This is a genomic window from Aporhodopirellula aestuarii, from assembly GCF_023701485.1.
In the GTDB taxonomy this organism is placed as follows: domain Bacteria; phylum Planctomycetota; class Planctomycetia; order Pirellulales; family Pirellulaceae; genus Rhodopirellula; species Rhodopirellula aestuarii.
Window position 1 is genome coordinate 118,952 of record NZ_JAMQBK010000062.1, and the last position, 13,840, is coordinate 132,791.

At 58.0% G+C, this 13,840-nt stretch carries 10 protein-coding genes; 7 read left to right on the forward strand and 3 right to left on the reverse strand.

Going from position 1 to position 13,840, the window contains the following annotated elements:
* Positions 1–161 precede the first annotated feature (161 nt).
* The 5 genes from NB063_RS23205 to NB063_RS23225 all read left to right on the forward strand — a co-directional run bounded on the left by NB063_RS23205 (position 162) and on the right by NB063_RS23225 (position 5,823).
* Complete coding sequence (locus tag NB063_RS23205) at positions 162–1,034, forward strand: DUF4339 domain-containing protein (RefSeq protein ID WP_250931286.1); 873 nt, start codon at positions 162–164, stop codon at positions 1,032–1,034.
* 36 nt (positions 1,035–1,070) lie between these two features.
* Positions 1,071–2,060: a methenyltetrahydromethanopterin cyclohydrolase gene (gene mch / locus NB063_RS23210; protein WP_250931287.1), complete on the forward strand. Its 990-nt coding sequence runs from the start codon at positions 1,071–1,073 to the stop codon at positions 2,058–2,060.
* 16 nt (positions 2,061–2,076) lie between these two features.
* A complete protein-coding gene (locus tag NB063_RS23215) occupies positions 2,077–3,039 on the forward strand; it encodes an ATP-grasp domain-containing protein (protein ID WP_250931288.1) in 963 nt (320 codons plus the stop codon).
* Positions 3,036–4,781, forward strand: a complete 1,746-nt coding sequence (locus NB063_RS23220) for a fatty acid CoA ligase family protein (RefSeq protein ID WP_261367543.1) — start codon at positions 3,036–3,038, stop codon at positions 4,779–4,781. Before NB063_RS23215 ends, NB063_RS23220 begins: the two co-directional genes overlap by 4 nt.
* A 442-nt stretch (positions 4,782–5,223) precedes the next feature.
* Positions 5,224–5,823, forward strand: a complete 600-nt coding sequence (locus tag NB063_RS23225; protein ID WP_250931289.1) for a hypothetical protein — start codon at positions 5,224–5,226, stop codon at positions 5,821–5,823.
* Positions 5,824–5,950: 127 nt separating this feature from the next.
* On the opposite strand, the gene NB063_RS23230 is transcribed toward NB063_RS23225, so the two are convergent.
* Positions 5,951–6,151: a small basic protein gene (locus NB063_RS23230; RefSeq protein ID WP_250931290.1), complete on the reverse strand. Its 201-nt coding sequence runs from the start codon at positions 6,149–6,151 to the stop codon at positions 5,951–5,953.
* A 323-nt stretch (positions 6,152–6,474) separates the two neighbouring features.
* Here NB063_RS23230 and NB063_RS23235 point away from each other — a divergent pair, with 323 nt between their 5' ends.
* Positions 6,475–7,878 carry a sulfatase family protein gene (locus NB063_RS23235; protein ID WP_250931291.1) on the forward strand — a complete coding sequence of 468 codons (1,404 nt, stop codon included), beginning with the start codon at positions 6,475–6,477 and terminating at the stop codon, positions 7,876–7,878.
* 6 nt (positions 7,879–7,884) lie between these two features.
* On the opposite strand, the gene NB063_RS23240 is transcribed toward NB063_RS23235, so the two are convergent.
* A complete protein-coding gene (locus NB063_RS23240; protein ID WP_250931292.1) occupies positions 7,885–8,091 on the reverse strand; it encodes a dodecin in 207 nt (68 codons plus the stop codon).
* 196 nt (positions 8,092–8,287) lie between these two features.
* On the opposite strand from NB063_RS23240, the gene NB063_RS23245 reads away from it, so the two are divergent.
* The gene (locus NB063_RS23245; protein WP_250931293.1) at positions 8,288–11,872 is read left to right on the forward strand and encodes a 3-keto-disaccharide hydrolase; all 3,585 of its coding nucleotides are present in this window, start codon (positions 8,288–8,290) and stop codon (positions 11,870–11,872) included.
* A 119-nt stretch (positions 11,873–11,991) separates the two neighbouring features.
* Here the strand turns inward: NB063_RS23245 and NB063_RS23250 are convergent, their stop codons facing one another.
* Complete coding sequence (locus NB063_RS23250) at positions 11,992–13,542, reverse strand: outer membrane protein assembly factor BamB family protein (protein WP_250931294.1); 1,551 nt, start codon at positions 13,540–13,542, stop codon at positions 11,992–11,994.
* Positions 13,543–13,840 lie beyond the last annotated feature (298 nt).

Below are 13,840 nucleotides of genomic sequence, written 5' to 3' on the forward strand. Positions count from 1 at the left end.
TGACGATCTGCGAGGTTTGGCGATCGTGTAAATTCCACGAACAGGTGTCAATCAACTATACTGGGTTGTTTGAAGTAATCATCGGGCGGCGGTCGCTGCTCTGGAGCCTCGTCGCAGTGCCCCATCGTGTCAGGTGTGGGCGATAAAGGAAGGTAAGGACAATGGGAGTTCGTTTTGCTTGTCACGCGTGTGGCAAGCGACTGAACATCAAATCGGAGCTAGCCGGACGAAGAGGGATTTGCCCTTCGTGCTCGGCTCGTTTTCGCATTCCCACTCACGACACCGAAACCTCCACACCCATCCATTCGGGAGAAACGTACGAGGGCGACGAGTCGTCCGGTTCGGTCTCTTCAGCGGGGGGGCAAACACGCGAGGCACACCACGGGAGCGCCGTTGCGACCGCCCCCTCAACGGCAAAGGGCACCGCCTACGCACAGAGCCCGGGGGCCCCAGTTGTCGCAACGCAGTCAGCTGCATCTCACGCGAGTAGCGTTTCGCAGAGTGTCGCTGATGCCACGCCGTTGCACGCGAGCCCGGCTCACTCGGTTGCGCCGCAAACGCAACACGGCCCCCAACCGAGCATGGATGAGATTCTCGGGGATGCAGCGTCGACGTGGTATGTGCGGCCGCCCAGTGGTGGGCAATATGGACCTGCCAACGGCCCAACGCTTGGCCAATGGATCCAAGAGGGGCGTGTGGCCGACACCGCGATGCTGTGGAGAGATGGTTGGCCGGATTGGCGAATGGCCAAAGAAGTGCTGCCGGTTTTTGCACCTCAGCCGACGCCCCAATCCAACGGCTCGGTGTCTCCACCGGGAGTCGCAACCGCACCAGCGGTCATGCCTTCCCCAGCGGTAAATCCTGCGGCTGCGTCCGGGCCGGCTCCATCGAGAGTCGAGATCCGAGAGGGCGGCAAAGTGCTCGGCACGAATAAGAAAAAGGTTTCGCGAAAGCGGGTCGCAATCAGCGTGATGCTCGCGTGCGTGTTTGTCGTCCTCCTGGTCGCGTTGATTCTCGTTCTCAAGCAACCCTAGCTGGACAACCGATTCATCAACGTTCAACATACGCGGATGACATCGCCTATCGCATTCCCACCGGCCCGCTTGCACGCGCGAGCCCACGCTCTTTTTCAAGATTCGTTGCTCCGCCTGCTCGATCTTCGTTCGGCCGTCGCCGAGATTGGTGGAGCGACCATCCTAGATTGCGGCATTTCACAACCGGGATCTTTGCAGTCCGGATTGTTGCTCGCGAGGTTGTGTTTGGGCGATTACGCCGATGTCACTTTGGCGCCGGCGGAGGCTGACATGGTGACCGATAACGCCGTCGCGGTGCGTACCGATCGTCCCGTCGAAGCGTGTTTGGGCGGTCAGTACGCGGGTTGGCCAGTCTCGGTCGGCAAGTTTTTTGCGATGGCGAGCGGCCCGATGCGGATGTTACGTGGCCGCGAAGAAATGCTCGAACATCTCGGGTTGGTGAGTGACGCCCAGCCGGACGATTTTGCGGTCGGCGTTCTGGAAGCGGATCGTTTGCCCGAGGAAGACGTCATTTCGCAGATCGCGGTCGACTGCGGTATGCCTGCTCAGCGGGTTTGTCTCGGCATCGCCCCGAGCACGTCGATCGCGGGTAGTGTTCAGGTTGTCGCCAGAAGCGTTGAAACGGCTTTGCACAAACTCCACGCTTTGGATTTTGACGTGACCCGGGTGGTGTCTGCGACGGGAATCGCTCCCTTGCCTCCTTGCGCGAAACCGGGCGATACAGTCGGCGGCATCGGACGCACCAACGACGCCATGCTCTATGGGGCCAAAGTGAGTTTGTGGGTGGATGCCGATGACGACGCGATCGAAGCGGTCGCCGCGAAAGTACCAAGTCAGTCGTCAGCGGATTACGGACAGCCGTTTGCGAAGATCTTCAAACAGTACGATTACGATTTCTATCAAGTCGATCCGATGCTGTTCAGTCCCGCAGTCGTCACGATGCATTCACTCGTCACCGGACGGACGTGGCGATGCGGACGTCTCGCTCCGGAAATCCTTCGCGTTTCCTTTGGAATGGAATTGTGATGACGGAACGTTCGGCGTGAGTTCACCGCGCATTCTCGTTCTCGGCGGCCGGTCTTTTCACCGGGCTCCGCTGCTTCCGCTGGGATGGCATCTCGCCGAGCTGCAAATGGTGGCGGCGCGGGTAGGCGTCGAGCTGTTCTTTGCCGACTACGAAACACTGGCGGCGGAAGTCGATGGTGTGTGCACGCGGACGCGAGCGATGTGCCAAACAGTGGATGTCGATCGTCCGCTTGCAATGTGGCTCGATGAGTTCGATGGTATCTTCACGCGAACGATGCCGTTCGGATCGATGGAACAACTCGCGTTTCGATTGGCCACGTTGCATGACGAGTATTACCGCAGACTAAAACAGGGACAGCAAGCAAGTATTGTCAATCCACCGGCATCGCTCGAACTGGCCATCGATAAATACGCGACACTGGCGCGCGTGACTCGAATGGGTATCCTCACGCCGGCGACAATCGTGACCCAGTCGAGGTCCGAGGCCATGCTGGCGTTCGAAAAGTGCGGGGGCGACGTCGTGGTCAAGCCGATTTTTGGTGGTGAAGGACGTGGCGTGATGCGAATCCGCGACGAGGAACTTGCCTGGACCACATTTTCGACACTGAGTCAACTCGGTTCCGTCTTTTACGTCCAGCAATTCTGTCCGCCCGGCGGTCGCGACGTGCGTTTGCTCGTGATCGGACCCCATGTCCATGCGATCCGGCGTAGCTGCGGCGATGATTTTCGTACCAACGTACGCGCCGGGGGACGCTCGGAACGGATCGAATGCACTGCGGAATGGCGCCATTTGGCTGAGCAAATTTGCCGCGAATTCGATCTGACATTTGCCGCCGTCGACCTGATCGAACTGGCAAACGGTAACGAGTACCGATTGGTGGAAGTCAACGCGATTCCGGGTTGGAAGTCGGCTCAAACCGTCATGGATGTCAACCTCGCTGAACAAATCATCTCCGTTTTAAAATCGAGATCCGAATGAACGCGTCCGCAGATGACAACGAACCCACGTCGGAGTCGTCGACCGCTTCGTCTTGCTCAAGTACACCCGCGACGGACTTGACGGCCGGCAACGTCGCTGATCGGCTGACCTACATTGCGAAGATGCTGCCCGGTGCGATTGCGATCGCGGAACCGTCCGGGCCGCCCAAGGATGACGGGCTTACCCGCGACTACACGCTGACTACGTTTAAGACGCTCGATGAACGCAGTACGATGATCGCGCGTGGGCTTACCGCATGGGGCGTGCGTCCGGGCATGCGTTTGATCAGTCTCGTGCCCTTCGGCGCCCAGTTCATTGAACTCGTGTTCGCGCTGATGAAAGCGGGCGTGACGGTCGTCTTGATTGATCCCGGCATGGATCGCAAGCACCTCGTCAATTGTTTGCAGGAAATCAACCCTGACGGCTTCGTCGGTATCCCCAAGGCTCAGGCGATCCGCACGGTGTTGCGGCGTCGCTTTCCTTCGGCACGTTGGAACGTCACGGTCGGGAGGCGTTGGTTCTGGGGCGGTAAAACGCTGTCCCAGATCATTGAGATGGGCCGCAGCGGCGACGTGTCGCTTCCCAAGCTGGGTGCCGAAAGCGAAGCTGCTGTGATCTTCACCACCGGCAGCACCGGGCCACCCAAGGGTGTCGCGTATACGCACGGAACCTTTCATGCACAGATCGATCGCATCGCTCAGCGTTATCAAATCCAACGCGGTTCGCGCGACCTCGCTTGTTTTCCGCTGTTCGGTTTATTTGATGCCGTGATGGGCGTGACGACCATCATTCCCGATATGGATCCGACACGACCGGCCGATGTCGATCCGCGAAAACTGATCGCGGCTGCCCGGCAATGGGAGGTCGATCAAGCGTTCGGTTCACCTGCGTTGTGGCGGACGGTAACCCGTTGGTGCGAGGCCAACGCCATCGGACGACCGTTTCCGACTCTCCGCCGCGTCTTGTCCGCCGGGGCACCTGTTCCCGCCGCCACGCTCGCAAGTCTTCGCCGGTTCGTTCACGAAGAGGCCGATATTGAGACGCCCTACGGTGCTACCGAAGCGCTGCCGATTGCGTCGATCGAATCCCGACAAGTCATCACCGAAACCGGCCCCGCGGCCAACAAAGGAAAAGGCGTCTGTGTGGGAACGCGGTTTGAAGGCGTGCATTGGAAGGTGATCGAGATCAGCGATGGTGAAATCAAAACTCTCGATGAGGTCACCGAACTGCCTCGGGGCAAGATCGGCGAATTGCTGGTCAGCGGCCCGATGGTCACTCGCAGTTATGTCACGCGAACGGACCAGAACCGCGTCCACAAAGTCGCTGACGGAGACATCGTGTGGCATCGCATGGGTGACGTCGGCTATCTCGACGCAGACGATCGGTTTTGGTTCTGTGGACGCAAAGCTCACCGCGTCATCTCAGCGGGGCGTACGTTTTTCACGGTGCCTTGCGAAGCCGTCTTTAACGTGCATCCTGACGTCGAAAAATGCGCCCTCGTTGGACGTGGGGCAGGCCCCACGAAAACCCCTGTCCTGATTGTCCAGCCGACTGACTTGTCGATCGCTGACGTGCCTGAAAGACGTGACGCTTTGATTAAAAGTCTCCGCGACGTCGCCGCCCGCAATCCGCTCACGCATCGGATCACAGAGTTCGTTGTTCGGAGCTCGCCGCTGCCTGTTGACATCCGCCACAACAGCAAGATCTTCCGCGAAAAGCTGACGGCAGAAATCAACGGGTGATTCGCGGCTCGTCGCAAAAGCCCGGGAAAGTTCGAAACCGTGCACTTCGTGAGAAGGAATGCGGTCTCCAAAATGCTTGCCGCAGGTATGCGTCGTCGAACTGCACGGGAACAGATTTTTGGATCGATTTCGAACAAGGCCTTATCGGGATCATGCTCACGCAAACCGAAGGCATCAGCAAATTCAGGCTGCCACTCGAAGCATCGATAGACGACGGCCTCAGTCGGTTGTCAGACGCGGCGGCGTTGAATAAGTGAAATGCCGGACGCCCGATGTCACTCGATTGAGCCGTGATGGGGGACGCGACGTCAGCAGGCTTGTATACTTTGCCCTGCCGCCATGTTCTTTTGCTTGGTCGGATCGCTGCGGTCGGCAGTACCGTCGATCGTTGTTCGGCATTCCGATTGTCAGTCAGCATTTTCACTTGGGTACCGAGACGTCCGTGACAGATAACCCCTACGAAGCACCTTCGTCATTCCCGTCGAGTCCTCATTCGCACTTGTTGGAGCCTCAGCAACCGGCTGAGCGTCCTGTTGGCGTGACGCTGCTCGCCGCTCTCAATTTCATTGGTGGCGTGTTGCTCTTTGGTGTCCAGTTTCTGCTGATTGCAAATCTTGGGGCGATGGAGGAGTCTCTTCGCACCGTCGGCATCCCACCGATTCTGATGATCGTCGGTGTGATGTTTCTGGCTCTTCTCGCGATCGCGTCCGGTGTAGGCATGTGGTTGGGAACGAAGTGGGGATGGTGGCTCGCGTCGTTCTACTATGTCTACAGCGTCTTTCGAAACGGTTCGGCATTGCTAACCGTCATTTCGATGGCTGATCAACTGGAGGACACTGCACGGGGCCCGGGGTATTACATCGCCAAGCACAGCGTGCGGATCGTGATCCACGCCTTGCTATTTCTGTATTTCTTCAAAGGCAACGTGCTCGCGTTTTTTGGCTTGGCGAATTTGAACAAAGGGCAAGCCGTCGGCATTCTGATAGGCGCCTGCACCGCCATCAGCGTGGCGATGACGGCAGTCGGCTTGGCTTTGAATTAGGACTCGGCTGTAGCCGAGACTTGGGCGAGCCTAGAGATTGGCATCCGCGCAGCAAAAACGGCCAATCGCTGGAAGCGTCGGCCGTTGCGTATGTCGATTTTGAGTCGAAAAAAGAGGAGTTTGAGGACTATTTGTCCTCGGCCTTCTTCACTTTTTTCTTCTTCTTCAGCGAAATCTTTTGGACCCGCGTTTTGGCCATGCCAATGATCGACGCGTTCTCGTCGAATTTGTCGAGTTCCTTCAAGCGGGCGATGCGCTCGGCGCGGGTCAAAACGTTGCGACTTTTAATGGCCCCGGCTTGCACCTTGAGGCTACGATCCATGGTCATGGCAGCGAATCTGAAATGAGAGAACGGGAAGGAGGTGGGGGTGATTTGGAAGCGACGAAGTCTAACGAACCACCCCAATGTTGACAACCTCACCAAAGATATTCGGCTGTTGGGGGGCGGGTAAATTGGAAAAAAGACACAATATTCGCCTTTGGCATTCCCGCAACGGGCATCCACGTGCCGCGGACGGTTCGCGAATTCAATTAATCGCTTGAGGCGTTCAATCCTGTGTCGCCAGGAAGTATATTGGTCGGGCGTCCCCGGACGCTCCTCCCGCCGGGGCTTTCCCCACCTCTCTCGCCTCTAATTAAGCAGCAACCCCCATGCGTTTTGCTCTCTCCCTGGCCATGTTATTGGCCGGATTCTGGTTCGTTGACGCTGTCTCGACGGTGCATGCGGCCCCGCCCGCCGGGGAGTCGGCAGGGTCCCAGCCGGTCAACGTGGTGATGCTGATCTCCGACGATCAAGCTTGGGGCGACTACGGTTTCATGGGGCATCCCGATATTCGCACCCCGTATCTGGACCAGCTCGCGAAAGAGAGTGCCGTGTTTCGCCGCGGCTACGTGCCGACGGCGCTGTGTCGACCGTCGCTGGCGACGATGTTGACGGGGCATTATGCGTCCGTTCATGGAATCACCGGGAACGATCCGTCACCCAAATATGCCACACCGGGATCGCCTCTGTACAACGAGCAGCGTGCTCAACTGATTTCCTACATCGACCGTTTTGACACGCTACCCGAGATTCTCGGCAGGCATGGATACCTGAGTCACCAGAGCGGCAAACTTTGGGAGGGGAGTTTCGAGAACTGTGGCTTCACGCATGGAATGACCCGCGGGTTTCCAAATCGAGGCGGACGACACGGTGACGACGGACTACGCATTGGACGCGAGGGGATTGAGCCGATCGTCGATTTTGTTGACATGGCGGTGCAGCAGCAGAAGCCGTTCTTTTTGTGGTATGCCCCGTTCCTGCCGCATTCGCCGCACAACCCTCCGCAACGGTTGCTAGACAATTATCTCGCCGATCATCCGGTCTCGGTTGCCAAGTACTATGCGATGTGCGAGTGGTTCGACGAAACTTGTGGTGACGTGCTGAAACTGATCGATGACAAAAATCTCCGCGACAACACGTTGGTCGTGTACGTGACTGACAACGGATGGATCCAAGATCCGACTAGCGCGCGGTATGCACCTCGCTCGAAGCAGACACCCTACGAAGGCGGTGTGCGGACTCCGATTCTCTACCGACTGCCTGGAAAGATCCGCGTAGGTGAGCGTTCGGAATTGACGTCGAGCATTGATATCGTCCCGACGATCCTCGCTGCCGTGAACGCGGAAATCCCCGATGGTTTACCGGGATTGAATTTGATGCCGGCACTTGAGAGGGGTGATTCCATCCGACGCGAGACGATTTTTGGTGAGAGCTTTGCACACGACATCGCCGATATCGAAAACCCCGAAGCGTCGCTGTTGTATCGATGGGCGATTCGCGGCAAGTGGAAACTTCTGCTGACCTACGATGGCGAAACCCACCGCTACGCGTCAACTCACCCGAGAACCGAAAAGGGGCCACAGTTGTTTGATTTGCTAAGCGATCCAACTGAACAACGCAACGTGGTGGCCGAGCACCCGAACGTTGTCGCGGACCTAGCCGCTGCGATTGACCAGTGGTACCCCGTCACGCAGCGTCAAACGATTGTCTCTGTGCAACCTTTGGATCGTTGATTTCACTCAGTCGAGAGTGAAACCGATCTTTACCGTCACCTGCCAATGAGCCACTTTGCCTTCACCAATCGTCCCACGTGTCTCGACGAGTTCGAACCAACTCAGTCCTCGAACCGTCGACGCAGCATGTTCCACCGCGTTGTTGATCGCGTCTTCGATCGACACGGTTGAGGTCCCGACAACTTCGATTTTCTTGTAGGTATGATGAGGCATCTTGTTTTCCTGTTGATAGCCATGAAACGGACGTTCGAGACGTAGTACGCCGCTTCGCATCATACCGCGCCCCTGAGAAGGCGGAGGCGTGCGGCGCCTGTCCATTTTGTCGCAGTGGTCGACTTCACTTTTGGTGAAAATTCGTTCGATTAACCCGCTTCCCCGTAGTCAGTTTCCTAAAAACCCCGGTTTACCTATGTATAGTCGACGCCAGTCCTTGAAGCTTCTTGGTGTGTTGTCCGGTTCCCTCGTTACACCCACGTTTGCTGACGACGCGGCGGGATCCGCTGGTCGTGAAGCCGAGTCGCTCGCGGCGAACCCGCATCAATCGGCCTGGGAACGCGACCATGACCGAATTTGGTTGGGGGCTGAGTACTGGGCCAACCCCATGGAGGATTGGGCGATCGTTGACGGTGCTGCCGAGCTCGTCTCCGCCGGAGGTTATCGCAACGTGCACCTCATCACGCATCATTTGACCAACCCATCAGGTGCGTTTCGGATGAGCACACGCGTCTCCGAAGTCGAACATGGCGATGGCGATGGCAGCGTCGGGTTCCTGATTGGTGTCCGCAGTGAACTCGATGAAGTCAAAAGCAATTGCTTCGCCGCCAACGTCGGCCCCGGTAAGAGAAAAAACAAAAAAGGCCCTGTGACGGCGGGGGTTCGTCAAGGCGAGATGTTCATCGGCGACGATTCGGTCAAGCTAAATCAAACGATCGATTTAGACGATGTCACGGTCGGGGTGGGCGGCAAGCCTGACGGTCAAAGCTTCGAGTTGACGCTCACCGTTCGCAATGCCGCCGGAGAATCGGTCGGCGAGATGGCGTCGATGGTTTCACCCGAAGCGGTGCGAGGGAACATTGCGATCGGTTGTAACCTGCAATCTCACTCTGGGGCACGCAAAGGGTTGTCGCGTTTTCGTTTTCATGATTGGCAGGTGTCGGGGGATGCCTTCACCGTTGACGCCGATGCTACATGGGGACCGATCCTATGGACGATGTACTCACTCTCGGACTCGCGGGGTGATGACGGGTTTGTGCTCAAACTCACCGCATTGACGCCACCGCTCGGCGAGAACGATTCGGACGAAGTGCGGCTGCAAATCCGCCGTGGGGAACAGTGGGAAACGATCGGAAACGCCTCGCTCGATCACGATGCTTGGACGGCCACTTTCCGGATTGCCAATTGGGATGCGTCGTCCGATGTTCCGTTTCGAGTCGTTTACGCACAGTCGTACCGTGAAGGCGAGACGAGCGAGCACGAGTGGGCAGGAACGATCAAAGCCAACCCCCAAGATCGGCCGCTCAAATTTGCCGCGTTGACTTGCCAACACGACTCGGGGTTCCCTTACGCACCCGTCTCGGAAAATTTGCTGCGACTCGACCCGGACTTGCTGTATTTCTCGGGCGATCAACTGTATGAAGGCAACGGCGGGTTTGGGATTATCCGCGAACCGGCTGACAAAGCGATCGTCAACTACCTTCGTAAGTTTTACATGTTCGGTTGGGCATTCGGCGAACCGATGCGGTACAGCCCGACGCTCTGTATTCCCGATGACCATGACGTTTTCCAGGGAAACATCTGGGGCGAGGGCGGCGTGCCGATGAACATAGCGGACGGGAAAGACGGTGGGGCGTCGTCCAAGGGCGGATATCGTGAACCCGTACGGATGGTCAACGCGGTCCATCGTACCTGTGTCGCGCACCATCCCGACGCGTATGATCCGACGCCCGCTGCCCAGGGCATGAGTGTTTACTACGGCGACATGGTTTACGGTGGCGTCAGTTTTGCCATCGTCGCCGATCGGCAATTCAAGAGTGGTCCCGAGAAGGTGGAGACGGGTTCGGGACGCGCCGATCATGTCGTTGAAAAAGACTTCGACACGTCCGTCCTCGATAAACCGGGGCTGGAATTGCTCGGCGAACGCCAAGAAGCGTTTCTGAAACATTGGGCTGATGACTGGCGGGGAGCCAACATGAAGGTGCTCCTTTCGCAAACCGTTTTCGCCGGCGTTGCGACTCATCACGGTAGTTACAACGGTTACCTTAAAGCAGACTTGGATTCAGGCGGATGGCCGCAGACCGCACGCAATCGTACCGTCGATATCATTCGTAAGTCGAAGGCGTTGCACGTCAGTGGTGATCAACACCTGACGACGCTGAGTCAATACGGCGTTGATGATCAGCGTGATTCAAATTGGTCGTTCTGCACCCCAGCGATCTCAGCGGGGTATCCTCGCTGGTGGCGTCCTGACGAGGAGAACATGCCCCACGCCAATCGTCCGATGCATGACCTGCCCAATACCGGTGAATACGTCGATGGGTTTGGGAACTTGGTCTACATCTACGCGGTGGGAAATCCCGTCGTTGCCAAGTCCGCGAATCGGTACGAGCGGGCTCACGAGAAGGGAAGCGGTTTCGGATACGTGCTGCTGGACCCCAACACACAAACCTACGAGATCCACAGCTATCGTTTCCTCGTCGATGTCACCGATGGAAAACCGGAAAACGAATTCCCTGGATGGCCGGTCACGCTGCATGTCGAAGACAACTCCGGTGCACGACGTTTGTTTAACGGGGTGAACATGGACGGCTGGCATGGGCAGCCACACTTCGATCCGTACAAGCTCGACGAAATGCCCGCCGAAGAGAAAACGGCCAAGTTCCGCGAATGGACCGCCGATGCCGCCAAACATTGGCGCGTCGAAGACGGTGAGTTGATCAACGATGGTGCCGGGCCCTATCTGACGACGAACGAAGAGTTCGAAGACTACGAACTGGAACTCGAGTACAAGACGGTTGCGAAGGCGGATAGTGGAATCTATCTCAAGGGTACGCCCCAAGTTCAGATTTGGGACTCGACGCAAGAATCGAAGTTTGCGATCGGAGCGAACCTCGGCAGTGGCGGATTGTGGAACAACTCCAAAGGTAGCCCTGGCAAAGATCCGCTCGTGCTCGCCGATCGTCCCTTTGGCGAGTGGAACAAGGTTCGGGTGATTCAGGTCGGGGCGCGAACGAGCGTTTGGCTTAATGAGCAATTGGTCGTCGATCGCGCGATCATGGAAAACTTCTGGCGACGCGACGAACCGCTGCGGCGACGCGGCCCGATCCAGTTGCAAACGCACGGCGGTGAAATCCGGTGGAAAAACATCACGCTGCGACCGCTCAGTACCGCGGCGGCCAACGCCTATCTGGCGGAGGACGATGACACCGGTTTCGTGTCGCTGACCGACGGTAAAACGCTCGATGGTTGGATCGGTGCGGTGGACGACTACGAAGTTACCCCGGAAGGCACGATCCAGTGTCGTCCTGGCCGAGGTGGGAATCTGTTGACCAAAGATGAGTACGACGACTTTATCGTTCGACTGTATTTCAGGCTTCCACCTCGGGGCAACAACGGTCTGGCGATTCGTTGCCCACTTAAAGGTGACGCCGCCTACGTGGCGATGTGTGAGTTGCAGGTGCTCGACAACGATCATCCGGCCTACGCGGGGCTCGACCCACGCCAGTACCACGGTTCAGCATACGGGATGGCTGCGGCAGCTCGCGGCTACCTGCGACCGATCGGCGAATGGAACTACCAGCAAGTGCGGGTTGAGGGATCGACAATCGAGGTCGAACTCAACGGAAACGTGATCCTCAAGACGGATCTGTCGAAGATCACCGACTTCAAGTCTGACAGCCCGCACCCTGGCAAAGATCGCAAGAGCGGCCACTTCGGCTTCGCCGGCCACAACGACCCGGTCGAATACCGGGACGTCACCATCCGCCGGCTGAAGTAAACAGATTCAGCGAAAGCGGGTAGGATCAGTTCTTATCGGCCGTTTCCACTGGCTTGGCTGAACGTCAGCCGGTGGGAACCGGCTGATCGATCAGGTTATTGCCGCAAGCTGACGAGCGATTACTGGTTGTCGCTTGCGCCGATGCAGTAAAGCGTGTTGTTGGATCGCAAAAACAGGTTGCCATCGCTGATGGCTGGCGTCGATCCGAATCCGCTCTTGTCGAACGTCATGTCGTTCGACGCGATCACTTTGAATTCAGGTTTGGCTTCGATCACGTGGACCATGCCGGCGTTCGTGGTGATGTAAATCTTGCCATCGGCGACGACAGGAGAGGCGTAGTCACCGCCTCCTCCTCCGCCACCGCCGCCGCGTCGTCCGCCACGTCCTTCACCGCCGCGTCCTTCGCCTCCGGGACCCCCAAATCCGCCGCCCCCGGGTCGTCCGCCACCAAAGCCGCCGCGGCCGCCACCTCGCGGAGCATCTTCACCGCCACGATCGCCTTCGCCTCGTGGGCCACCGTCACCACGTGCTCCACGGTCACCTTGTGGTCCACCATCACCTTCGCCACCTCGGAAATTGCGTCCGCCGGCGTTGGGGGCTGGTTCGTTGTCACCATCGGGTGCACCGGGGAGCCGTTCTTGGAACACTCTTTCACCGGTCTTTGCGTCGAGGCACTCGAAAACCGAGCCGCTGACGGAGTACAAATAACCATCCACGACGACTGGGGTTGCGTAGCGTGGTCTCACTCGACCGTCCCAAACGGTATTGGAGTCAGAGACGTCACCTTCGCCACCGACGCGGATCGCGACTGCCTCTTCACCCGTGGCGTAGACGATGTTGTCATCACCCACAACCGCGCTGACTTGCGCGTTGCGTGAGTTGACCCCATCGGCATACCACTCGAGTTTGCCTGTGCTGGGGCTGAAACCCCAAACTTCGCCGATGACGGAGAGGACGACATAGGAGGCGTCGCCATCGCTGACGACGATCGGTGTCGTCCAGCATTCGCTGAGTCCGTTGTCTTGGGTGCGGAATTTTTCTTCGCCCGTGATCTTGTCCAACCATACGAGCGAACGCGACTCATCGGCCGCGTTGACGATCAGGCTATCTTCGAACACGATCGGGCTCGCCGCCGATCCAAAGCCTTTGCCGCTGCGTTCGGCGCCGACGCTTTGACTCCAGATTTCGTTTCCGTCCATGTCATAAGCGTAAACGCCTGACTTTCCAAAGAACGCGTAGACGTGCGTGCCATCGCTCGCAGGCGTGTTACTCGCGTACCCGTGCGTCGTCACTCCCGGTGGACGAAACTCGTCTTCGGGCATCTTTGCATTGACCGTTTTGGTCCAGAGAGTTTTTCCGGATTGCCGATCGACGCAAACGAGGTGACGTTTCAGATCTTCAAGCGTGCCTTCGCCGTCGCCCATTCCGTAACCTGAATAACAGGTGACGAACACTTTGTCGCCGACCACGATGGGGCTCGAGATGCCGCGGCCGGGAAGATCCAGTTTCCACAGCATGTTGTGCTCGGGACCGAACGTGGTCGGAGCGTCGGTTTCACTGATCCCCGTCCCATTGGGACCTCGGAAACGGGGCCAGTCAGCATTTGCCGGCGTCGAGATTGAGAAGGCAAACGCGGCCAACAGCGCTGCCGATGCGGAAGTTCGAAGCATGAGAAATTTCTGAGAAGAGGGCGGATTAGGAATTCCGATCAGCGGCGCGAAACGCCAATCCAATGACGTGCTCTCGCGTCCGATGCCACGTCCATCGCGGCGAAGGCGGAATCCAATGTTGGGCTTTAAACCCGCACCTGCCCCGCCGGTTCCGCCGCATGTCGTTTTTTTCCCGGCTTCGCAGAAGATTGCGTGTGCGGCCAGCGGCGCGACAGCGAACAGTAGGAATCCCGAGATAGAGCAGGATCAGCAGTTTTTGCATTCGCCGGCGTTGCTAAATCTTTGCTCAGATGTGGGA

Coding starts and splice junctions, on each gene's coding strand:
- NB063_RS23205 (WP_250931286.1), top strand. CDS start 162: ATGGGAGTTCGTTTTGCTTGTCACGCGTGTGGCAAGCGACTGAACATC.
- mch (WP_250931287.1), top strand. CDS start 1,071: ATGACATCGCCTATCGCATTCCCACCGGCCCGCTTGCACGCGCGAGCC.
- NB063_RS23220 (WP_261367543.1), top strand. CDS start 3,036: ATGAACGCGTCCGCAGATGACAACGAACCCACGTCGGAGTCGTCGACC.
- NB063_RS23230 (WP_250931290.1), bottom strand. CDS start 6,151: ATGACCATGGATCGTAGCCTCAAGGTGCAAGCCGGGGCCATTAAAAGT.
- NB063_RS23235 (WP_250931291.1), top strand. CDS start 6,475: ATGCGTTTTGCTCTCTCCCTGGCCATGTTATTGGCCGGATTCTGGTTC.
- NB063_RS23240 (WP_250931292.1), bottom strand. CDS start 8,091: ATGCCTCATCATACCTACAAGAAAATCGAAGTTGTCGGGACCTCAACC.
- NB063_RS23245 (WP_250931293.1), top strand. CDS start 8,288: ATGTATAGTCGACGCCAGTCCTTGAAGCTTCTTGGTGTGTTGTCCGGT.
- NB063_RS23250 (WP_250931294.1), bottom strand. CDS start 13,542: ATGCTTCGAACTTCCGCATCGGCAGCGCTGTTGGCCGCGTTTGCCTTC.